Below are 21,394 nucleotides of genomic sequence, written 5' to 3'. Positions count from 1 at the left end.
GTCGCGCCCTCAGGTCGAGGGGGAAGGGGGCCCGTTCACGACGCGTTCAACACCCGAACATGGGGGGCCCTCAAGATCAGCCAGTGCCGCGACCACCAGGGCGCCTAGGTCGAGTTGCGCGTCATCCTGGAGGTTCTCCGTCAGCACGGCGGCAAGCGCTTTGACCTTCTGGTCGTACATAGTGCTGTAGGCGGCTTGTATGGCCCCCGTCGTCAACATCGTCCTAGCCATGTTTGTTGGCGGCAGGGCCCTCAGAGTCGCCTGGTTGATCCTCCTGCGAGGCTGAGGGGGTGGAACAGCCTGCGTGGTTCGAGATTTCGGCGCTGGTGGCAGCAGCGCCGTATCGGGTGACGGTGCTGCCCGCCGATGCTCAGCGGGCGGCAGCCTGTCTGGCAGCTTTGGACATCACGACCAGGTCGTGGCTCGGGGCGGTCGTCGCCAACAGCGGCGGGCTGGTGATCGATCACGGTTGGCTCCGGGTGCTCGGGAGTGGGCACGACGGGCTGCCGGATGTGGCGGCCGAGATGGTTCCCGGGGCTGGTCGTCTGGTCGTCGCTTTTGATGTGATGGGCGGGCAGTTCGCGTGGTCGCAGGCGGAGCCGGGTGTGCGGCCGACGGTGCACTACTTCGGCCCGGAGGACCTGGCTTGGCAGGATCTTGAGCTTGGGTATGGCGACTGGCTGGAGGCGATGCTCGCCGGCGCCATGACCCAGTTCTATGAGGGCTTGCGGTGGCCGGGGTGGGAAGCCGAGGTGGCCAGCGTCGCTCTGGATCAGGGGATCAGCGCGTGGCCACCGCCGTGGACCAGGGAGGGCAAGGATTTCTCGGCGGTGTCTCGCAAGCCCGTGCGGCTTGCTGAACTCGTTTCGGTTCATCAGGATGCGGCGCGGCAGCTCGGCTTCCTCTAGGCCACCGGCGCCTCGGTGAGGACCTGGTCGCCGTCGTAGACGCGGAAGCTGTATCGGCGGCTTCGACGGTGAGGGTTCGGCCGGCGTCAGCATCCACCTCACCCGGCCGTAGGAGCACCTGAGGTGCCGAACCACCTGGCCAGCGCGACCTCGAGCGTCTGCTGATCCTCGCCGACCCACGCGACGTGCCCGTCCGGCCGAAGCAGCAGAGCCGGCGCGTCCAGCTCGTCGCTGGTGTCGGCGACGTGGTCGACCCGGTCGGCCCAGCCGTCCACCGAGAGCCGCCCCGTCCGGTCGAGCAGCAGCCCGTTGCCGGCGCGCATCAGCTCGAACAACCGCCCGTGCTTCAGCGGGACGTCGCGCAGCCGCCGCCCGAGCAGGGCGTGACCCGCACCGAGGTCGTACCGGATGTTGATCGCTGTGATCTTCTCGATCAGGAACCGGTTGACGTCGTTGAAGTCCATCAGCTGCGCGAGCAGCCGCCGAACCGCCTGCGGCCCGGGCTCGTTGGTGGTCAGCTGCATCTGCGCACGGGTGTTGATCAGCACGTCGGCGGCCACCGGATGCCGCTCGGACTCGTAGCTGTCCAGCAGGTCGTCCGGCGCCCAGCCGTTGACGGCCGCCGCGAGCTTCCACCCCAGGTTGAACGAGTCCTGGATGCCGAGATTGAGCCCCTGCCCACCCATGGGCGGGTGGACGTGCGCGGCGTCCCCGGCCAGGAACACCCGTCCGACCCGGTAGCGCTCGGCCTGGCGCGTCGCGTCGCCGAAGCGCGACAGCCAGCGGGGGGAGTGCACGCCGAAGTCGGTGCCGGCGTACCTGCGTAGCTGTCGCTTGAACTCCTCCAGCGTCGGCTGCGCCGAACGGTCCTCGGCCACGCCCTCCGCCGGCACGACCGCCCGGAACACCCCCGGCCTGCCCGACGGCCCGACCCCGAACCGCTTCTCAGTCCTGCGCACCTCGGTCGTCACGTCGAGGATCTCGTCCGGCGACGCCGTCGCCTCCATCTCGCCCAGCAGCGTGTCGATTGTCGACGGCTCGCCGGGGAATCCGACCCCGAGCAGTTTCCGAACGGTGCTGCGCCCACCGTCGCAACCGACGACGAACCGTGCCCGCAACGGCGGTGCCGTTCCGTCTTCGACGTGGACGGTCACGCCGTCGTCGTCCTGCTCCAGCCCGACCACCGCACAGCCGCGCCGGATCTCGGCTCCCACGTCGGCCGCGTGCTCGGCGAGCAGCCGGTCGGTCACCGTCTGCGGAATGCCGAGCACGTATCCGTGGGCGGTGTCCAGCCCGGTGGGAGCGGGCTTGTCGATGCCCGCGAAAAATCCCCGGATCGGGTGCGGCGTGCCGTTCTCGAGGAACCGCTCCAACAGGCCCCGTTGATCCATCACCTCGATGCTGCGCACGTGCAGCCCGAGCGACCGCACGAACGGCGGCGGCTCGGCCTCCTTCTCCAGCACGAGCACGTCGACGCCCCGCAGACGCAGTTCGCTCGCCAGCATCATGCCGGTCGGTCCGCCGCCGACGACGATCACATCGAACATGCATTCCCCCATTGCTGTGGCCATTTTGTGCGCTCGGCCGACCACTGTGCGCCACAACCGGGGTCTTGCCGCAAGCCCAGGGGTGCGGTATATGTTGACAGTGGCAAGGAGTTCTCCTCCTTGCCTTTTCCGTTGCGGAGCCTTTTCTGTTGCGGAGCCTTTTCCGTTGCGGACACCTCGCCGGCTGGGTTCCGCCGGCGATCACCTACCGCGTGGGACGCGCGCCGCAGAGGTCGTCGCGCTCCTGGGTCGTCATCTCCTGGTACGCGGTCCAGAAGGTCCGGAAGGGCTGGCTCAGCTCGGCGCCGTAGGTCGTGCCGGTCACCGCCTGGCGCAGGTCGAGCTGGCCGTCCCGAACGGCGGCTGCCATCTCGCGGAGGAGAGGGTTGTCGCTGCGCCGGAGGCGATCCAGAGCCGTGCGCAGCGCGTCGGCGCGTTCCTCGTCGCCGTTGGTGATGTCGTCCAGGCCGTCCATGGGCGGCTAGGCGTTCGCGCCGGCGAGGGGGTGGTCGTAGCGGCCGCCGTCGGGGAGCGCGGGCAGGGCGACGGCGTCGAGGTCGCTGAGTTCGCGGGTGAGGATCGCGCGGAACACGAGGACGGCGGCGGCGATCTGCTGGCAGAGCTTCGTCGCCTCACCCCAGAGTCGGAACATGTTGGCGACCTCGGCGGCGGCGAGGCCGTAGCCGACGACCGCGCCGACGCCGGTCTCGGCGGTGACGGTGCCGGCGGCGGCGGCGATCCCGGCGATGACGGCGGCGTCGATCAGGCTCTTGACGACGCCGCCGAGGGCCTCGCCCGCGGACCAGACGGCATCGGCCATGTCGACGTACGCCCTGCTGATGGTGGTCAGGGGGTCGTGGAGGTCGGCGGTGGCGTTGGCGGTGGTGGTGAAGTAGCGGAAGGCGCCGTCCCCGGCGACGCCCTGCCACAGCGGGTGCAGGGTGGTGGTGCCGGACTGGAGGTTGTAGGCCAGGTCGTGCAGGGCGCCGCCGACGTTGTCGACGACGGGCGCCATCCGGGCGAGGGCTTCCCAGTCCCCGGAGACCTGGTTCTGGATCCTCCCGATGGGGTCGAAGCCGAAGACGTGGTCGAAGACCTCGTTCAGCCAGGACGCGGGGCTGAGGTAGTCCATCCATCCCAGGGCGTTCGACGGCCTCTCGGGGGCACCGGGAGCGTCGAGGTGGCCTCGAACGTCCCGGGGGTCGATGAAGTCCGCCGGGGCGCAGGGGTTGCCCGCCACCTCCAGTTCCAGTGGGGTGATGCAGCGGTCGACCGCCGCGGGCAGCGTGCGGTCGAGCCGGTCGGCGGCGGCGAGATCGGTCGTGCGGTAGTAGCCGGCGGCGGCCCGCAGCTCCGGGGCGGAGTTCTCCAGGAGGCAGGCGAGCCGGTTGAGGGTGCCGTTGACGAGTTCCACCGCGTGTTCGTGTCCGGCCCGGGCGATCTGGAGCTGTTCGCCGCCGGTCGCGACGTCGGCGTACCGGTTGAGGTAGCCGCGGATCTCGGCGACGTCCGCGGCGGCGCGGTCGACCTGGCGGGCGAAGCCGACCACCGCCTGCGGCTCGACGGACAGCGTCATCTCCGCCGCCTAGTCCACGAGGAAGATGCCGGTCACGCCCACGACGGCGAGGACGACGGCGCCGGCCAGTATGTAGCGGCGCGGGCGTGGCTCCCGGACGGCATAGGTGGCCAGGCCGAGCACTCCACCCAGGACCGAGGCGGCGTACCAGGGGAAGCTGGCCGGCGTGGCCGCACCGATGAGGATCATCCAGGTGGCCAGGACGGCGACGAAGATGGTGGCGTAGGCGATCGTCTGTCGCAGGTTCCGGTAGGCGGTGTGCTGCAACCTCGCGACCGACCGGCGGTAAGCCTCCGCCGCCTCGGCACGCTCACCATCGGTGCCGTTCCGCCGGCTGTTCCGGCTCCCCGACCGTCGGGCCCCACTCATGCCGGCGAAGATACCAACGATGGTCACACCGCCGCTGCCCTGCGTGACGTACGGCGGCTAGGGTGACCGCGTGGAGGAACGGTTGGTTCTCAGCTCGTCGTTCGGCGCGGCGGCGGCCGCCTACGCCGAGCACCGCCCGGACTACGCGCAGGCCGCCGTGCGCTGGGCGCTGGAGCCCGCGCCCGGCCGGCGAGTGCTCGACCTCGGCGCCGGAACCGGCAAGCTGACGTCCACGCTGGTCGCGCTGGGTGCCGACGTCGTCGCGGTCGAACCGGACCCGGCGATGCTGGCCGAGCTGCGCCGTGCCCTGCCGACCGTCCGTGCCCTGCCGGGCAGCGCCGAGGCGATCCCGCTGCCGGACGCGTCCGTCGATGCCGTGCTGGCCGGCAACGCCCTGCACTGGTTCGACATGGCGGTCGCGGGCCCGGAGATCGCCAGGGTCCTCGCGCCCGGAGGCATCCTGGCCGGCCTGTGGAACGTCCTGGACAACCGGGTCGACTGGGTTGCCGGGCTCGAACGGGTCAGCGGCAACGCGGCCATCGGCCCGCGGGACACGTTGAGCAGTTGGCGCGCCGCGACGGCGGACCTGTGCTCTCCGGGCGGCGGCCTGGTCGCCCGCTTCGGCTCGCCGGAGCAGGCCGAGTTCCCGCACGGGCAGCGCCGGACCGCCGACTCCCTCGTCGCGACACTCGCGACCCGCGCGGGGATGCTGGTCATGGCGGAACCGGCCCGGGCGGCCACGTTCGGCCGGATCCGCGCCTTCCTCGCCGGTGGGCCGGAAACCGCCCAGGGCGAGTTCACCCTGCCGATGCTGACCGGCGTGCTGCGCGTCCGGCGGGGACGCCGTCGAGCGCGGTGCCGGTCAGGCGATGCCGCCGTCGCTGTGCAGGAGCTGACCGTTGATCCAGCCACCCTCGGGTGAGCACAGGAACGCGACGAGGTTCGCGCAGTCCTGCGGGCGTCCGAGGCGTCCGAGCGGGGTGGACCGGAGGACCGCATCCTTGATCTCTGCCGTCATCCAGCCGGTGTCGGTGGGACCCGGATCGATGGCGTTGGCGGTCACGCCGAGGTGGGCCAGTTCCCGGGCCGCGGCCAGAGTGATCCGGTCGAGCGCGCCTTTGCTGGCGCCGTAGGGAAGGTTCCCGACGGTGTGGTCACTGGTCAGGCTGATGATGCGGCCGGTGCCGTGAGCACCCTGGAAACGTTGGGCGTACTCGCGGATCAGCAGCCAGCTCGCCCGGGCGTTGACCGCGAAGTGACGGTCGAAGCTCTCGATGCTGGTGTCGAGCAGGCCCGAGTCGACGCTCTCGCAGTGGGCGAGGACGAGCGCCCCGACCGGGCCCAGCTCCCGCTCCACGGTCTCGAAGATCGCCGCCGTGGCGTGCGGATCGGTGAGGTCCGCCTCGACGGCGGCGGTTGCGGCACCGTGCGTGCCGGCCTGGCTGGCGAGTCGCGTCACCGCCTCGGGCTCGGCTCCCCAGGGCATCCGCTCGTCGTACGGGGTCCAGTAGGTGAACCCGACATCCCAGCCGGTCTGCGCCAGCTTCAGCACCACCGAGGCGGCGATGCCGGCGCTGCGGCCCGCGCCGGTCACCAGGGCGACGGGCCGATGCTGTTGATCCGTGCCAGCCATGAGCCCCAACCGTCTGTCGTCGCGTGCCCCGCTGGTCACGCCTGCGCCTCGTGCTGCCGGCGCACCATCTCCGCGATCCAGACGGGCGCGAACGGCGACGTGCAGCCCGGGGGAGTCGGATAGTCCTTGAGCACCTCCAGGCGCTCGCCGATGCCGATCGCGCGGGCGCGAAGCCCCGCATCCTCGATCCCGATCTGCGCCAGGCAGTGGTTCATCGCCCACTGCAGGCGATCCGGCGCGTCCTTCAGCTCCGCCTCGATGACGTCGAGCAGCCCGTCGAGGTCGAGGCCCTCGGGCTTCTTCGCCACGCGTTCCGTGGTCAGCGCCCAGCCGGCACTCGCCACGACGGGATCCGGATCGGCTGACCAGGCCACGCGCAGCTCTTCCGCGTGCGGGTTCTTCTTCACCACGTAGTTCACGAGCCAGTCGTGCACCTTGGGCGTGCGCGCCTCGCGCACCATGACGTCCAACTCGTCCCGCGCGAACGCCTTCGGGCGGCAGATGAGGAGTGCCAGCAGTCTCGCCGCGGAGTCATCCGTCTCCCAGAGCTGGCGCGCGAGTTCCTGCTGCGTCTTCAGCCGCTTCGCGAGCGCGCGCAGCTTGCCGAGGTTCACGCCGTGATCGTCACCGTGCCGCTCGTTCACCGCGCGTGCCTTCGGATCCTCCAGCTCGGCCAGCTCGGCCATCACCCCGGCCAGCGTCGTCTCGGCCACCTCAGCCTCCCGCCCATCAGGTGCGAGATGCAGCCTACGACGGCCGGTTAGCCGGGGGGTGACGGCGGCTCGGGTGGTCCTCGGTGCGCGCGGACGGTGTCGGCGACGGCGACCCCGAGCAGGACCGCGGTGGCGGCGACGACTGCCGCCAGCGGCGGCGCCAGGAGCACCGGGGGTGCCAGCGCGAACAGCACGAGGATTCCGATCGGCCGGTCCCGGGACACCCGGGCGAAGACGGCGTACTCGAAGGCGGCGCGGCCGGCCAGGAACAGCGCGGGCCCGCCGAGGATCACGGCGGCCCAGGCGCGCGGCGTGTGCCCGAGTGGATGCGCGATGACGAGTTCGTCGCCCACGGCGGTGGCGACGATGCCGGCGAGCATCACGAGGTGGGCGGCCGCCGCCAACCGGGCCAGGGGATCCGGCCGGCGGGCCGCCGCGATGGCGGCGGGCAGCAGCTCCCCGGCCCGGTGCAGGTAGATCCGCCAGAACAGCACCGTGGCGACGAACGACACCACGAACGCCGCCGTCCGGTCGGCCGCGAAGCCGCTGCCACTCAGCGTCAACGTGCCCACCAGGATCAGCTCGCCGAGCGCGATGATGAAGAGCTGCCGGTACCGCTCGGACAGGTGCTCGGCCACGATCGGGTACTCCGATTCGGGCGAGCGTCCCAGCCGCGGCGTCGGGAAGCGCAGGACGCCGCCCGTGACGTCCACGGCCACCGCCAGCGTCCACAGGACGACGCGGGCCGGCACGGGCGCCAGCGCCCCGGCGATCCACGGCACCGCGGACACGGCGAACCAGCCCAGCACCCGGATGCTCCGGCGCTGCAGCTCCTGTCCGCGCAGGGCGAGGACGAGGAAGAGCTGACGGCCGACATGGATGGCGACGTACGCGCCAGCGAAGGCCAGGCCCCGGTCGCCGAACGCGTCCGGCAGCGCCACGACCATCACCAGGCAGCTTGACGCCGCTCGCCGTCCTCATCGGCTGGCCCGCCCGGCGCTCTAGCCGAAGGTGAACACGTACGCCTCGGCGCCGGGCTCGAGGAACGTGATCTCCAGGGTCCCTTCCCGGACCGTGTCCCGCTGGCGGACGAGCTGGTACAGCCGGCCCTCGCGGAGCAGGCCGTTGCCGTCCTCGTCCACGTCGTCGCCGTGTGCCGGGCCCGGTGCCGCGCCGTCGAGGAGCAGGCGGAAGGGGATCGGGTCCCGCGTGCCGGGCGACAGCACGAGGTGCGCGTCGCGGGCCTGGAACCGGACGGCGAGGGTGCCGCCGGCCCGGTCCACCACCACGTACTCCGAGCCGATCGTCCACTCGCCGCCGAGCGCCCAGTGGTCCGGGGGCAGGCCCGCGGGGAGTTCGTAGGCCTGGGTGGCGTCGTACGTGGCCTGGTCCGGTGCCGCGAACTGTTCGGAGCGCGCGTAACCGAGATACGTCTCGGGCGTGCGCAGGTGGTCCCAGTCGGCGTCGGCCTCCACACCGCGCCCCTCCACCGGCACGAGGTCGCGGTCGACGCCGAGCAGCCGCTGGATGACGCGCTCGGACTGCTCGTAGCGGCCCTCGCCGAAGTGGTGGTCGCGGATCGTGCCGTCCGCGTCGACGAAGTAGAGCGCGGGCCAGTAGTGGTTGTCGAACGCGCTCCAGACGGCGTAGTCGTTGTCGGCCGCGACCGGGTAGTCGATGCCCCGCGCCCGCACCGCCCGGCGCACCTCGTCGATGTCGTGCTCGAACGCGAACTCCGGCGTGTGCACGCCGATGACGACGAGGCCGTCGTCCCGGTAGGCCTGCGACCACGCCCGGACGTACGGCTCCTGGCGTAGCCAGTTGATGCAGGTCAGCGTCCAGAAGTTCACCACGACCGGGCGCCCGCGCAGCTCGGCGGGACCGAGTGGCCTCGAGTTGAGCCACTCGGTCGCCCCGTCGAGCGCGGGCAGGTGCAGCCGCTCGAAGACGGCCATCTAGCGCAGCGACCGGAACGCGGTGCGGAGCTCGTCGCACAGCAGTTGCGGCTGCTCCCACGCCGCGAAGTGCCCGCCCCGGTCGAGCGTGTTGTAGTGGATGAGGTTCGGATAGGCCTGCTCGGCCCAGCTCCGCGGCGCCTGGTAGAGCTCGTCGGGGAAGACGCTCACGGCGGCCGGGACGGAGACGTCCTTGGCGCCGAGGAAGGAGAACTTGTTCTCCCAGTAGAGGCGCGCGGCGGAGACGCCGGTGTTGGTCAGCCAGGTGAGCGTGATGTTGTCGAGGATGTCGTCGCGGGTGAGGCCGCCGGGTTGCCCGGCGAAGGCCCGGCAGATCAGCTCCAGGCTGGCCGCGTCGTGGTCGCACATGAAGGTTGCCAGCGCGACGGGCGAGTCCGCGAGTCCGATCAGTGTCTCGGGGCGGGTGGCCATGATCAGTGCGTAGGCGGAGTGCTTCCAGAAGAAGTCCTGCTGCTCGGCGGCCCGCCTTTCCTCCTCGGAGAGGTTGGCCGGCAGCTTGGACAGCGCGCCGTTGATTCCGGTGATGTCGGACTGGACCAGCGCGTCGATCTCGAACGGAACCGTGCTCGGCATGTTGGTGTGGATGCCGGCGAGTTCCGGCGGCGCCTGCACGCCCATGAGGTTGGTGATCAGTGCGCCCCAGTCGCCGCCCTGGGCGACGAACCGGTCGTAGCCGAGGCGTTTCATCAGCTCGGTCCAGGCGCTCGCGATGTGTTCCGGCCCCCAGCCGGGTTCGGTCGGCTTGCCCGAGAAGCCGTAGCCGGGCATCGACGGGATCACCACGTGGAAGGCGTCCGAGGCGGACCCGCCGTGGGCCGTGGGATCGGTCAGCGGCTCGATGATCTTCAGCTGCTCGATGATCGAGCCGGGCCAGCCGTGCGTGACGATGAGCGGCAGCGCGCCCTCGTGCTTGGACCGGACGTGGATGAAGTGGATGTCCAGGCCGTCGATCTCGGTGATGAAGTTCGGCAGGGAGTTCAGTCTCGCCTCGACCTTGCGCCAGTCGTACTCCTTCTCCCAGTAGCGGGCGAGGGCCCGGCTGGTCTCCAGCGGCACGCCCTGCGACTGGTCGTCCACGGTCTGCTTCTCCGGCCAGCGGGTGGCCGCGATGCGCTGCCGCAGCGCCTGGAGATCCGCCTCGGGGATCTCCACCGTGAACGGCCGGATGTCGGTGGCGCGGGCCAGCGTCTGCGTCTTGACGGCCACGTGGGCTCCTTCTCCTCGGGCTTGTCGCAGCGTGCGATCAGCTCCGGTTCTCTCCCCGGCGGGGGAGCTTCCAGTCGGGTCGGGGGAAGTGGCAGGTGTAGCCGCCGGGATGCTTCTCCAGGTAGTCCTGGTGCTCCGGCTCGGCCTCCCAGAAGGGGCCGGCCGGGGTGACCTCGGTGACCACCTTGCCCGGCCACAGCCCGGAGGCGTCGACGTCGGCGATCGTGTCCTCGGCGACCTTCCGCTGCTGGTCGTCGCAGTAGAAGATGGCGGACCGGTAGCTGGTGCCGACGTCGCCGCCCTGCCGGTTCTTCGTGGTCGGGTCGTGGACCTGGAAGAAGAACTCGAGAAGGTCCCGGTACGAGAGCTTGCTCGGGTCGTAGGCGATCTCGATGGCCTCGGCGTGGCCCTCGTGGTTGTAGTACGTCGCGTTGGGCACGTCCCCGCCGGTGTATCCGACCCGGGTGGAGACCACGCCGGGGCGCTTCCGGATGAGGTCCTGCATCCCCCAGAAACAGCCGCCGGCCAGGACGGCCTTCTCAGTCGTGTCGGTCATCGCTTCGCCCCCCGTCCGGGTGCTCGAACAGTGCGCGGTACTCGCCGTACCCTTCCCGTTCCAGGTCCTCGCGCCGGATGAACCGGAGCGCGGCGGAGTTCATGCAGTAGCGCAGCCCGCCGGTCGCCAGCGGGCCGTCGTCGAACACGTGCCCGAGGTGACTGTCCCCGTGCGCCGACCGCACCTCGGTGCGGACCATGCCGAGGGTGGAGTCCCGCACCTCGACCACGTTCCTCGGCTCGATGGGCCGGGTGAAGGAGGGCCAGCCGGTGCCGCTGTCGTATTTGTCGGCGGACGCGAACAGTGGTTCGCCGGACACGACATCGACGTAGATGCCCTGCTCCTTGCTGTCCCAGTACGGGTTGGCGAAGGGCCGCTCAGTCCCGCCCTCCTGGGTGACCCGGTACTGCTCGGGCGACAACCGGGACACTGCCTCAGGGTTCTTCCGGTACTCGTGTGACACCGTCGTTCCTCTCGGCTGGGTCGTCGGCAAGGAAGGTCGGTTCAACAGGCTGCACACGCAGCGCGAGTGGCTACCCGGCCTGCCGTCGACTAACCCCGCACGCGGTCCGGAGGAATCACCGCCGCTGCCGGGACTGGGCCTCGGTCTCGAGCATGTCGTTCAGCGCCAGCGCCGTGTTGATCAGGGCGAGGTGGCTGAAGGCCTGCGGGTAGTTCCCGATCTGCTCACCGGTCGAGGCGATCTCCTCGGCGTACAGGCCGAGGTGGTTGCTGAAGGTGAACATCTTCTCGAAGGTGAGCCGGGCGTCGTCGAGGCGGCCGGAGCGCGCCAGCGCCTCGGCGTACCAGAAGGTGCACATGTTGAAGGTGCCCTCATGGCCGGGGAGACCGTCGGGGGAGTGGACCGGGTCGTACCGGTGGACCAGGCTGTCGGAGACCAGCTCCCGCTCGATGGCCTCGAGGGTGCGGCACCACATCGGATCCGACGGCGTCACGAAACCGACCGCCGGCATGGAGAGCAGCGCGGCGTCCAGGACGTTCTCGCCGTAGGCCTGGACGAAGGACCCGCGGCCCCGGTGATAGCCGCGCGCCATCACCTGGTCGTAGATCAGGTTGCGCTGGCTGGTCCAGCAGCCGACGTCCCCGGGGCGGCCGTGCCGGCCGGCGAGTCGGATGGCCCGGTCCAGGGCCACCCAGGACATCACCCGGCCGAAGGTGTAGTCCCGGGGATGGTGCCGGCTCTCCCAGATGCCGGCGTCCGGCTGGTCCCAGTTGTGGCACAGCCAGTCGACGAGTCGCACGGTGCTCTTCCACACCTGGTGGGAGACCCGGATGCCCTGTTCGTCGGCGACGTGCATGGCGTAGAGCGCCTCGCCGTGGATGTCGAGCTGGAGCTGGTCGGCGGCGCCGTTGCCGATCCGGACGGGCCGGGAGCCGCGGTATCCCTCCAGGTGGTCGAGTATCTCCTCGTGCAGGTCGGACGACCCGTCGACCCGGTACATGATCTTCAGCGGGGCCTGGTGGTCGCCGGCCTCACGGATCCGCTCGTCCAGCCAGTCCATGTAGCGGCTGACCTCCTCGGTGAAGCCGAGGCCGAGCAGCGCGTGCACCGAGAAGGACGTGTCCCGGACCCAGGTGTAGCGGTAGTCCCAGTTGCGGGTGCCGCCGACCAGTTCGGGCAGGGCGGCCGTCGGCGCGGCGATCATCGCCCCGGTGGGCGCGTACGTCATCAGCTTCAACGTGATGGCCGACCGCTCGACCATCTCCCGCCACCGGCCGGTGTACCGGGACCGTTCGACCCACCGTCGCCAGTAGTCCCGGGTCCACTCGAACATCCCCTGCACCTCTTCGAGCGGGACGGCCCGGGGTTCCATGTCCGAGTTCGTCTCCAGCACCACCCCGCCGGTGTCGCCCTGGTTCAGGGTGCCGAACCCGATGAGGTCGCCGTCCCCCAGGTGCATGTCCTCCTTGGCGATGAGGCGGCGGATCGGTTGCACCGGGTTGAAGGTGAGCGATGCGGACGAGCCGCGGAAGACGAACCCGTTGCGGTGTCGCTCCAGTCGGGGCTGCTCGCGGCCGTAGTCGAACCGGGGCCGGCACTCCAGCCGGAACCGCATGCTGCCCCGGACCATGGTGACCATGCGCACCAGGCGGTGCACGTCGGTGACCCGCTCGCCGGTGACGGGCATGAAGTCCTGGACCTCGGCGACCCCGTCTGCGCTGATGAACCGCGTGATCAGGATCGGGGTACCGGGCAGGTAGAGCTGCTTGGTGACGTAGGTGGTCTCGTGGGGGGCGATGCGGAAGTAGCCGCCCCGCTCCTTGTCGAGCAGGCCGCCGAAGATGCTGGGCGAGTCGAAGCGCGGCGCGCAGAACCAGTCGATCGTGCCGTCGCAGGTCACCAGGGCGGCGGTCTGAAGATCACCGATGAGCCCGTGATCCTCGATCGGCGGATACTCGTCCACGTCGCCCCCCGGTCTCGACTGCACCCTCCCGCAGTAACCTAAAGGGGAATTTTGACCATGTAAGTCGTATTCGTGAACGCCACCCCTCCGCGTGCTCAGCCGCGCCGCCGCGCCTCGACCGCCCGGCGGGTCTCCTCGCCGACCAGGTCGCCGTTGATCGCGGCGGCCGCCAGGGCGCCCGCCGCCGCTGCCGCGCCGACCTGCGCGGCCGGGTCGGTCACGTTGCCCGCGACCCACACCCCCGGCACGTCGGTACGCCCCGTCGGGTCGGCCGGGACGTGCTCGCCGACCCCGGCCGGATGCTCGACCGCCCGCAACCCGAGCGCCGCCAGGAACCCGGCCCGCGCCACCATCCGGGGGCCGGCGACCAGCACCTCGCGCCCGACCAGCCGGCCGTCGCGCAGGCGCACCCCGACCAGCCGGTCCTCCACGACCTCCACCGACGCGACCTCGCCCTCGACCACGGCGACGCCCCGGGCGGCCAGCTGTTCGGCCTGCTCGTCACCGAGCGGCGGCGCGGTGTGGTGGAGGAGGACGACGTCGTCGCTCCACTGACGGAACAGCAGCGCCTGGTGCACCGACAGCGGCCCGGTGGCCAGCACCCCGATCGGGCGGTCGCGCACCTCCCACCCGTGGCAGTACGGGCAGTGCACCACGTCCCGGCCCCACCGCTCGCGCAGCCCGGGCACGTCGGGCAGCTCGTCGACCAGGCCGGTTGCCACCAGCAGCCGGCCTGCCCGGACCCGACGGCCGCCGGCCAGCGCCACCGCGAAACCGTCCCCGTCGCGGGTCACCGTGTCGACCTGTCCGTCCAGCAGGTGCCCGCCGTACCGGCGGACCTCGTCCCGGCCGCGGGCCAGCAGCTCGGCCGGGGGCATGCCGTCACGGGCCAGCAGCCCGTGCACCCCGTCGGCCGGTGCGTTGCGCGGGCTGCCCCCGTCGATCACCAGGACCGACCGGCGCGCCCGGGCCAGCATGAGCGCCCCGCTCAACCCGGCGGCGCCGCCGCCGACCACCACCACCTCGTACCCTTCGGTCATCGTGACCACCTCCTGCCGCAACGGTGCGGCGGTGGTGGCCAGACCTGCAAACATTGTTGCTGTTCTGGCAAACTAGGCGGATGGACGACGACCTCGACCGGGCGCTCGACGCGGTGGGCCCCCGGCTGCGCGCGCTGCGCCGCGAGCGGGAGACCACCCTGGCCGACCTGTCGGCCGCCACCGGCGTCTCGGTGAGCACCCTGTCCCGGCTGGAATCCGGCAGCCGCCGCCCCACCCTGGAACTGCTGCTGCCACTCGCCCGGGCGCACGGCGTGACGCTCGACGAACTGGTCGGCGCCCCGCCCACCGGCGACCCCCGCATCCACCTGCGGCCGGTCACCCGCCACGGCATGACCATGCTGCCGCTCACCCGCCGGGCCGGCGGCATCCAGGCCTACAAGCTGGTCATCCCGGCCGGCGGGCGGCCCGCCGAGCCCACCCCGCAGACCCACGAGGGGTACGAGTGGGTCTACGTGCTCAACGGGCGGCTGCGGCTGGTCCTCGGCGAGCACGACCTGGTGCTGGCCCCCGGCGAGGCGGCCGAGTTCGACACCCGCGTGCCGCACTGGTTCGGCCGCGCCGACGACGAGGCCGTCGAGTTCCTCAGCCTCTTCGGCGCCCAGGGCGAACGCGCCCACCTCCGCGCCCGCCCCCGCGCCTGACCCGATCTTGGTACGAAATGGGTGACGTTGACCACCCCGGCGCCGGGCTCCCGTGTAGGGGCAGGTCATCTGCCGTTACCCGGCGGTTAGGGTGGGCATCGCGAAGTCGCTTCCCCGGACCCGGGGCGCGGCTTCGTAGTGCTTCACGGGATCCGTGGAGCCCAGCCGTCCCGACGTTCTCCGGGCCAACCGCAACGGGACGGCTGCACCCCCACCGCCCGGCCGGCGTGACCGGCTGGGCCAACCCGGAACGGAGTAAGGCCACGCCATGAGCGTGTCTACGCAGGATCCTGCTGTCCCGGTCGAGCCGGCGGAACCCGCCGCGCAGAGCCGCCTCGACCGCTTCTTCGAGATCACCCGCCGAGGCTCGACGGTCCGGCGCGAGGTGCTCGCCGGGCTCACCACCTTCGCGACGATGGCCTACATCGTCGTCCTCAATCCGCTGATCATCGGCACGGCGCCGGACGCCGACGGCAGGACGCTGGGTATCCCGGCGGTCGCCGGGGTCACCGCCCTGGTCGCCGCGGTCATGACGATCATGATGGGCATCGTCGGCCGGGTGCCGTTCGCGGTGGCCACCGGCCTCGGGCTGAACGCCTTCGTGGCGTACGCGGTCGCGTCCCAGATGAGCTGGGCCGAGGCCATGGGCCTGGTCGTCATCGAGGGCCTGATCATCACCGTGCTGGTGCTGACCGGTTTCCGCAAGGCCGTCTTCCGGGCCATTCCCGCCGAGCTGAAGGCGGCCATCGCGGCCGGCATCGGCCTGTTCATCGCGCTGATCGGCTTCGTCGACGGCGGTCTGGTCCGGGCCGGCACCGGTGTGCCGCTGCAGCTCGGCTCGGGCAGCAACGGGACGCTGCACGGCTGGCCCACGGTCGTCTTCGTGGTCGGCCTGCTGGTCACCGGCATCCTGGTCGCCCGCAAGGTGAAGGCCGGCGTCCTGATCGGCATCGTGACCACCACGGCCGTCGCGTTGATCGTCAACGCGTTCGCCAAGCCCGGCCCGTCCCTCGTCGACGGCAAGCCCAACCCGGACGGGTGGCGGCTCAACGTGCCGACCCTGCCGGACCCGCTGGTCCAGAAGCCCGACCTGCACCTGCTCGGCAACGTGTCGTTCGGCGCGTTCGCCCACGTCGGCCTGATGACCGCGCTGCTGCTGGTCTTCACCCTGGTGCTGGCCGACTTCTTCGACGTCATGGGCACCACGGTCGGCCTGGCCAGGCAGGCCAACCTGGCCACCGAGGACGGCACCGACATGCCGCGCCTCGGCAAGGTGCTCTTCGTCGACGGCGTCGCCGCGGTCGCCGGCGGCGCGGGCAGCGCCTCGTCGGCCACCACGTACGTCGAGTCCTCCTCGGGCATCGCGGATGGCGGGCGGACCGGCCTGACCAGCGTGGTCACCGGCCTGCTCTTCCTGGGCGCGCTGCTGCTCACCCCGCTGGTGTCGCTGGTGCCGAGCGAGGCCGCCGGCCCGGCGCTGGTGGTGGTCGGCGCGCTGATGATCCGCCAGGTGAGGGACATCGACTTCACCGACGTGGGCGTCGCCGTCCCGGCGTTCCTGACCATGACGCTCATGCCGTTCACCTACTCGATCACCAACGGCATCGGCGCCGGCTTCGTGAGCTGGGTGGCGATCCGCGTGGCCCAGGGCAGGGCCCGGCAGATCCACCCGCTGATGTGGGCGGTGGCCGCCGCGTTCGTGGTCTACTTCGCCATCAACCTGGTCAAGGCCGTCACCGGCGTCAGCTGACCGGTTCCACGCCGCGCCCCCGTTGCCCGTTGGCCCGAGGCAACGGGGGCGCGGCGTATCCCGATCATGGGTTAGAGTGCCGGGGCGCGGACACGCGACCGTCGTGGGCGCAGGGGGATGAGGCCATGGATTGCCATGAGCTTCCCCTGCCATGCCTTTTTCCGGGTCGCGCGCGCTGATCGACCGCGACCCGGGTCACTCCACGACCTTGGAGATTCGCGTTGTCCACTCTTGACCTGACCACCGACCGTCTCGTGCTGCGCCCCTGGCCGGCCGACGAGGCCGCCGCCGTCGTCGCCGGAGAGCGGCGCCCGCACTGGGCGCCGGACTACCCGGCCGACGGCGAACGGATGATCGCCGGGATCATCGCCGGCAACCCGGACCAGCCGCACGGCCACCGGCTCATCATCGAGCGGGAGACCGGCCTCACCGTGGGCGCCATCGGGCTGAAGTGGCCGCCCACCGACGGTGCCATCGAGTTCGGCTACGGCATCGTCGAGTCCCGGCGCTGCCGGGGCTACGTCACCGAGGCGGTCCGCGCGCTGGTCGCGTACGCCCGCGCCCTCCCCGGGGTGACGGAGGTCTTCGCCACCGTCGACCCGGCCAACGTGCCGTCCGTCCGGGTGCTGGAGAAGGCCGGCCTGCGCCGGGACGGCACCGTCGACAGTGACGAGGGGCTGCTGCACCGGTACGTCGCCGAGTAACACCGGAGCGACCGGCCCGGCGGCGGGGGCGACCCGCGGCCGGGCCGGTCGTCGTTGAACCGGGCGTGAGTTACGCGGACGTCAACGGGGTGCGGCTCTGGTACGAGATGCACGGGACGGGCCGGCCGCTCGTCCTGCTCCACGGCGGGTACGGGTCGACGGAGATGTTCGCCCCGATCGTTCCCGACCTGACCACGCGCCGGCAGGTCGTCGCCGTCGACCTCCAGGGCCACGGACGCACCGCCGACGTGGACCGGCCGCTGCGCTACGAGGCGATGGCCGACGACCTCGCCGCCCTGCTGCGGCACCTCGACCTGCCGCCGGCCGACGTGCTGGGCTACTCGCTCGGCGGCGGGGTGGCCCTGCGCGCCGCCATCCAGCACCCGGCCCTGGTCCGCCGCCTCGTGCTGGTCTCCACGCCGTGCCGGCGGCAGGGCTGGTACCCGGAGGTGCTGGCCGCCATGGCCGCCCAGGACGAGCGGGTCGCCGAGCAGATGCGCGGCACCCCGCCGCACCAGCTTTACGCGCGGGTCGCCCCCCGCCCGCAGGACTGGCCGGCGCTCTGGGCGAAGACCGGCGAGCTGCTGCGCCGCGAGTACGACTGGTCGGCCGAGGTGGCCGCCCTGCCCATGCCGGTGCTGCTGGTCTTCGCCGACGCCGACTCGATCCCGGTCCGCCACGTGGCCGAGTTCTTCGGGCTGCTCGGCGGCGGCCACCGGGACGCCGGCGGGGACGGCACCGACCGGCCCGCGTCCCGGTTGGCCGTGCTGCCCGGGCTGACCCACTACGACATCGTCGGCTCATCGGCCCTGCCCGCGGCGGTGCTGCCCTTCCTCACCCACGAGGTGCGCGCCCCCGGGTGATGCGGCGGGCGCGTCCCCGCCGGAGCAGCCGCCCGGCCAGCAGGCCGCCGACCACCAGCACCACGGCCCCGGCCGCCCACCAGAACCGGCCGCCCGGTCCCGCCGGTGGATCCGCCGCGCGGACCCGCCCGGCGCGGACCACCGCGTCCGCCACGTCGATGGCGAGCACCTGGTCCGGGGCGGTGAGCAGGGTGGTCGGCGCGGCGGCCCCCGGCGCGAGGCCCAGCACCCGGACCGTCCGCACGTTCCCGTACGCGGTCCGCTGGTCCATCTCCAGCGTGCCGTCGAAGGAGGTCGGGGAGTTCGGCTCGGGCCGGTACGCCACCACCACCGCGGTTCCGTCCGCCTGCCAGCCGAGCAGCCGGATCGTGGTGACGCCCGCGACGGCGGGCAGCGCCGGGGCGCCGAGGTCCTTCCCGGTCGTGTCGACCCGACGCAGCCGCCACCGGTCGGTGCCCGGGTCGTGGCTGACCAGCGCCAGCGTCCCGTCCGGCAGCCAGGCTCCCTTGCCGGCCAGCCCGCTCTGCGGCGGCAGCGGGAAGGAGGAGATGCTCCGCCCGTCGGCACTGGACACGAGCACCTTGTCGCCGACCTGGTAGGCCAGCCGGGACCCGTCGGCCGTGAACGCGACCGGGGTGCCGAAGACCGGCAGTTGCTCCACCTCCAGCAGGCGAACCGCCCGGCCGGTGTCGAGCCGCACCAGGCTCAGCGTGTTGGCGTAGGTGCTGCCCTCCGGGTTGGTCGGCGTGATGTCCCGGACCACCAGCGCCGTCCCGTCGGGTGCCCACCCGGCCGGCTCGGTCAGCGTGCTGCCCTGCCTGGGGCTGGGCAGCCGCCGGACCGTCCCGTCCACCAGGTCGACCAGGTCGATCCCGGGGTGCTCGGGCGACCCGGCCGGCACGGCGATCCGCCGCCCGTCGGGGGAGAGCAGCACCTGCTCACCGGCCGGCGCCTCGAAGCCGACCGTCCAGGTCCGGTAGCGGTCGGCCTCGGCGGCGACGATGCCCACGGTGCCGTCCTCGTCGATCAACCCGGTGAGCCCGCGCGCCTGCCCGCTGAACACGACCGACGCCGGGCCGAGCCGGGGCCGGTCGGTGGCCCGCAGCGCGCCGAACCCCGGCAGCCCGATCCGGTCCGGCAGCGCCGGGCCGTCCACCCCGGCCGGGGCCGGCGCCGGCCGCCCGCCACCGCCCACCGCCAGTGGCACGAGCGCCACCAGCACCAGCACCGCCGCGACGGCCGCCGCCATCCGCCGCCGGGTGCGCCGCGCGGTCCGCACCGCCCGGTCGTGCACCGGGTACGCGGGCACCTCGGCCGCCGCCTCCCGCAGCGCCTCCCGCAGCCGTACGCTCATCGCCCGCTCCTCTCCGGCGTGGCCTCCCACAGGTCGGGGATGAGCTGGCGGAGCCGGCGCACGGCGTCGTGCCCGTGCCGCTTCACCGTGCCCACCGAGCAGCCCAGCACCTCGGCCACCTGCGCCTCGGTCAGGTCCTCGTAGTAGCGGAGCACCACCACGGCCCGTTGCCGGGCGGTCAGCCGGCGCAGCGCGGCCACCACGCTGAGCCGCAGCGCCGTGTTCTCGGTGTGGTCGCCGCCGCCCCGCTCGACCGGCGTCGCGTCCAGCCGTTCCGCGAGCCGCCGCCGGCGCCACCACGAGACCTGCTGGTGGTACATGACCCGGCGCACGTACGCCTCCGGGTCCCCGTCGTGGATCCGCCGCCAGTGCCGGTACGTCCGGGCCAGCGCGCTCTGCAACAGATCCTCGGCGTGCTGGTGGTCCCCGGTCAGCAGGTACGCGGTCCGCGACAGCGCGGGCGACCGCTGCACCACGAACTCGTGGAACGTCTCCGACATGCCCACCCCCTCGCCCTCTAGGAACGCCGCCCACCCGGCCGATGGTTGAGGCGGTCATTCGACCACGCCCCACCGGTACGGCCCCCAGGCCACGAACCGTTCGAACAGATCCCGGGGCGTGGGCCCGTCGTCCGGGTTGAGCCGGAACAGGTCGTGGGTCGCCTCGTGGTAGAGCCCGGACAGGTAGACGGCCAGGTCGAACCGGGTGATCCGCGTACTCGACCTTGAGCAGCAGCCGGGCCTGGGCGCACGGCCACGGCGACCCGCAGGCCCGGCACAGCCACAGCGGCCGGAGCGGCAGGTGCGGCGGCCGGCTCGGCGGGTAGGCGCGCGGCCGGTCCGGGTGCGGCCCGAGCCGGGGTACGGGAAGCATGGCGCCCCTCATCACGACCTTCCTTGTCACGGAGTCCGGGGTCGGGGCCGCCCCTGCATCGGGGACTCGGGGGCGACCCCACGGTGGGCCGGACGGGAGGCGGCCCACCGGTGACAGTCTGTTGAGGACGGCACTACGCTCGGAAGGCATTCGGCCGGCCTGGATAGCTGCTGAGCAGGGCCGGAACCCGGCGCGGGAGGCCGTGGGAGGCCGGGCGCGCAATTGGGCGGAGAAAGGGAGAACATGGGCGGGTCGTGGTGGGACTTCATCGCCGGTGAGCTGCGACAGGCTCGCCTCCGAGCCGGCCTCAGCCAGGAGGACCTGGCGCGCCGCATCAACTACTCCGCATCCCATGTTTCGGGTGTGGAGACCGGCCAACGCGCACCGAAGGCCGACTACCTGGCCGCGATGGACCAGGCGTTGGCCACGGGTGGCATGTTCGACCGACTGCTCCGGCACGCCTCGCTGGTCCAGGGAGCCCCGCCATGGATGCGTCCATGGATCGACGATGAACGGACCGCCAACCTGTTGCGCTGGTACGAGCCGGCCTACGTTCCCGGCATCCTCCAGACCGAGGCATACGCGCGGATGACGCTGGCGGAGAGCATGCTTCTTGCCGAGGAGATCGAACAGCGGGTCGGTTCCCGACTCGGACGGCAGGCCATCCTCACCCGGGAGCAGCATCCGTGTCCGCTCGTCGCCGTCCTTGATGTCATGGTGCTCCGTCGGCCGCTCCAGGGGCACGCATCCCTGATGGGCCAGCAGCTCGCCCACCTGGTGAAGATGGCTGAGCTGCCACACGTGCAGATCCTGGTGGTGCCCGAAGAAGCCGGGCTCTACCCTGCGTTGCAGGGCGGCTTCATCCTTGCCAGCCTGAGCGATGGCTCGGTGGTCGCGTATCTCGACCAGCAGGTCCGCGCGCAGGTGATGCACCAGACCGAGGACATCGCTATCGTGCATCGGCACTGGGAGGCGGTGCGTGGAGAAGCCCTGTCCCGCCGACAGTCCCTCGACCTCATCAAGGAGGCGGCGCGATCATGGATCTGACCGGTGTCCGATGGCGTAAGTCGACCCGCTCGGGGTCGAACGGTGGCGCCTGCGTCGAGGTGGCCGACAACCTGCCGGGGGTGGTAGGCGTGCGGGACAGCAAGGACCCGGCTGGTCCGGTGCTCACCTTCACCCCGCAGACGTGGCGCGCTTTCGTGGTCTTCGCGAAGCGGGCGGCTTGACCCTGACGC

At 71.9% G+C, this 21,394-nt stretch carries 23 protein-coding genes and 1 pseudogene; 8 read left to right on the top strand and 16 right to left on the bottom strand.

Annotated elements, in window-relative coordinates:
• The first annotated feature begins 290 nt into the window (after positions 1 to 290).
• Positions 291 to 908 (top strand): DUF2625 family protein, encoded by a 618-nt coding sequence (locus tag F8274_RS07525; protein ID WP_151461557.1) that lies wholly within the window; start codon positions 291 to 293, stop codon positions 906 to 908.
• Positions 909 to 1,006: 98 nt separating this feature from the next.
• On the opposite strand, the gene rox is transcribed toward F8274_RS07525, so the two are convergent.
• The 4 genes from rox to F8274_RS07505 all read right to left on the bottom strand — a co-directional run bounded on the left by rox (position 1,007) and on the right by F8274_RS07505 (position 4,400).
• Positions 1,007 to 2,455: a rifampin monooxygenase gene (gene rox, locus F8274_RS07520; protein ID WP_151461556.1), complete on the bottom strand. Its 1,449-nt coding sequence runs from the start codon at positions 2,453 to 2,455 to the stop codon at positions 1,007 to 1,009.
• A gap of 205 nt (positions 2,456 to 2,660) precedes the next feature.
• On the bottom strand, positions 2,661 to 2,930 hold the full coding sequence (locus tag F8274_RS07515) for a hypothetical protein (protein ID WP_151461555.1): 270 nt from the start codon (positions 2,928 to 2,930) through the stop codon (positions 2,661 to 2,663).
• A 6-nt stretch (positions 2,931 to 2,936) separates the two neighbouring features.
• A complete protein-coding gene (locus F8274_RS32300) occupies positions 2,937 to 4,031 on the bottom strand; it encodes a hypothetical protein (RefSeq protein ID WP_151461554.1) in 1,095 nt (364 codons plus the stop codon).
• A gap of 9 nt (positions 4,032 to 4,040) precedes the next feature.
• Positions 4,041 to 4,400 (bottom strand): hypothetical protein, encoded by a 360-nt coding sequence (locus F8274_RS07505; protein ID WP_151461553.1) that lies wholly within the window; start codon positions 4,398 to 4,400, stop codon positions 4,041 to 4,043.
• 70 nt (positions 4,401 to 4,470) lie between these two features.
• Here F8274_RS07505 and F8274_RS07500 point away from each other — a divergent pair, with 70 nt between their 5' ends.
• The gene (locus tag F8274_RS07500) at positions 4,471 to 5,322 is read left to right on the top strand and encodes a class I SAM-dependent methyltransferase (protein WP_151461552.1); all 852 of its coding nucleotides are present in this window, start codon (positions 4,471 to 4,473) and stop codon (positions 5,320 to 5,322) included.
• Here F8274_RS07500 and F8274_RS07495 read toward each other — a convergent pair.
• From F8274_RS07495 to F8274_RS07455, 9 genes are all read right to left on the bottom strand, one after another.
• Positions 5,263 to 6,033, bottom strand: coding sequence for an SDR family oxidoreductase (locus F8274_RS07495; protein ID WP_151461551.1), 771 nt, complete (start codon positions 6,031 to 6,033; stop codon positions 5,263 to 5,265). The two genes, F8274_RS07500 and F8274_RS07495, sit on opposite strands and share 60 nt — an antisense overlap.
• Before the next feature lie 35 nt (positions 6,034 to 6,068).
• Positions 6,069 to 6,746, bottom strand: coding sequence for a DNA alkylation repair protein (locus tag F8274_RS07490; RefSeq protein ID WP_225853650.1), 678 nt, complete (start codon positions 6,744 to 6,746; stop codon positions 6,069 to 6,071).
• Between the two features lie 47 nt (positions 6,747 to 6,793).
• Positions 6,794 to 7,693 carry a low temperature requirement protein A gene (locus tag F8274_RS07485; protein ID WP_151461550.1) on the bottom strand — a complete coding sequence of 300 codons (900 nt, stop codon included), beginning with the start codon at positions 7,691 to 7,693 and terminating at the stop codon, positions 6,794 to 6,796.
• A 54-nt stretch (positions 7,694 to 7,747) separates the two neighbouring features.
• On the bottom strand, positions 7,748 to 8,701 hold the full coding sequence (locus F8274_RS07480) for a redoxin domain-containing protein (protein WP_151461549.1): 954 nt from the start codon (positions 8,699 to 8,701) through the stop codon (positions 7,748 to 7,750).
• Positions 8,702 to 9,928: an epoxide hydrolase family protein gene (locus F8274_RS07475; protein WP_151461548.1), complete on the bottom strand. Its 1,227-nt coding sequence runs from the start codon at positions 9,926 to 9,928 to the stop codon at positions 8,702 to 8,704.
• Between the two features lie 37 nt (positions 9,929 to 9,965).
• Positions 9,966 to 10,484, bottom strand: a complete 519-nt coding sequence (msrA, locus tag F8274_RS07470; RefSeq protein WP_151461547.1) for a peptide-methionine (S)-S-oxide reductase MsrA — start codon at positions 10,482 to 10,484, stop codon at positions 9,966 to 9,968.
• The gene (gene msrB / locus F8274_RS07465) at positions 10,468 to 10,914 is read right to left on the bottom strand and encodes a peptide-methionine (R)-S-oxide reductase MsrB (protein WP_225853649.1); all 447 of its coding nucleotides are present in this window, start codon (positions 10,912 to 10,914) and stop codon (positions 10,468 to 10,470) included. Before msrB ends, msrA begins: the two co-directional genes overlap by 17 nt.
• A 148-nt stretch (positions 10,915 to 11,062) precedes the next feature.
• The gene (locus tag F8274_RS07460; protein WP_151461572.1) at positions 11,063 to 12,910 is read right to left on the bottom strand and encodes a glycoside hydrolase family 15 protein; all 1,848 of its coding nucleotides are present in this window, start codon (positions 12,908 to 12,910) and stop codon (positions 11,063 to 11,065) included.
• 95 nt (positions 12,911 to 13,005) lie between these two features.
• Positions 13,006 to 13,950, bottom strand: coding sequence for an NAD(P)/FAD-dependent oxidoreductase (locus F8274_RS07455; protein WP_151461545.1), 945 nt, complete (start codon positions 13,948 to 13,950; stop codon positions 13,006 to 13,008).
• Positions 13,951 to 14,030: 80 nt separating this feature from the next.
• Here F8274_RS07455 and F8274_RS07450 point away from each other — a divergent pair, with 80 nt between their 5' ends.
• From F8274_RS07450 to F8274_RS07435, 4 genes are all read left to right on the top strand, one after another.
• Complete coding sequence (locus F8274_RS07450; protein ID WP_151461544.1) at positions 14,031 to 14,612, top strand: helix-turn-helix domain-containing protein; 582 nt, start codon at positions 14,031 to 14,033, stop codon at positions 14,610 to 14,612.
• Positions 14,613 to 14,880: 268 nt separating this feature from the next.
• Positions 14,881 to 16,362, top strand: coding sequence for an NCS2 family permease (locus F8274_RS07445; RefSeq protein WP_151461543.1), 1,482 nt, complete (start codon positions 14,881 to 14,883; stop codon positions 16,360 to 16,362).
• 221 nt (positions 16,363 to 16,583) lie between these two features.
• The gene (locus F8274_RS07440; protein WP_225853648.1) at positions 16,584 to 17,066 is read left to right on the top strand and encodes a GNAT family N-acetyltransferase; all 483 of its coding nucleotides are present in this window, start codon (positions 16,584 to 16,586) and stop codon (positions 17,064 to 17,066) included.
• A gap of 65 nt (positions 17,067 to 17,131) precedes the next feature.
• Positions 17,132 to 17,929 (top strand): alpha/beta fold hydrolase, encoded by a 798-nt coding sequence (locus tag F8274_RS07435; RefSeq protein WP_151461542.1) that lies wholly within the window; start codon positions 17,132 to 17,134, stop codon positions 17,927 to 17,929.
• On the opposite strand, the gene F8274_RS07430 is transcribed toward F8274_RS07435, so the two are convergent.
• The 3 genes and pseudogenes from F8274_RS07430 to F8274_RS31795 form a co-directional block, all read right to left on the bottom strand.
• Positions 17,901 to 19,283 carry a hypothetical protein gene (locus F8274_RS07430; RefSeq protein WP_151461541.1) on the bottom strand — a complete coding sequence of 461 codons (1,383 nt, stop codon included), beginning with the start codon at positions 19,281 to 19,283 and terminating at the stop codon, positions 17,901 to 17,903. The genes F8274_RS07435 and F8274_RS07430 overlap by 29 nt on opposite strands.
• Positions 19,280 to 19,783: a SigE family RNA polymerase sigma factor gene (locus F8274_RS07425; protein WP_151461540.1), complete on the bottom strand. Its 504-nt coding sequence runs from the start codon at positions 19,781 to 19,783 to the stop codon at positions 19,280 to 19,282. Before F8274_RS07425 ends, F8274_RS07430 begins: the two co-directional genes overlap by 4 nt.
• A gap of 54 nt (positions 19,784 to 19,837) precedes the next feature.
• Positions 19,838 to 20,168, bottom strand: a pseudogene (locus F8274_RS31795) (hypothetical protein).
• A gap of 231 nt (positions 20,169 to 20,399) precedes the next feature.
• On the opposite strand from F8274_RS31795, the gene F8274_RS07415 reads away from it, so the two are divergent.
• A complete protein-coding gene (locus tag F8274_RS07415; RefSeq protein ID WP_151461539.1) occupies positions 20,400 to 21,203 on the top strand; it encodes a helix-turn-helix transcriptional regulator in 804 nt (267 codons plus the stop codon).
• Positions 21,194 to 21,385 (top strand): DUF397 domain-containing protein, encoded by a 192-nt coding sequence (locus F8274_RS07410; protein ID WP_151461538.1) that lies wholly within the window; start codon positions 21,194 to 21,196, stop codon positions 21,383 to 21,385. Before F8274_RS07415 ends, F8274_RS07410 begins: the two co-directional genes overlap by 10 nt.
• Positions 21,386 to 21,394 lie beyond the last annotated feature (9 nt).

Origin of the sequence: Micromonospora sp. AMSO31t (assembly GCF_008868175.1) — a bacterium.
GTDB lineage: Bacteria > Actinomycetota > Actinomycetes > Mycobacteriales > Micromonosporaceae > Micromonospora.
This window is presented reverse-complemented; position numbering and strand designations above follow the sequence as displayed.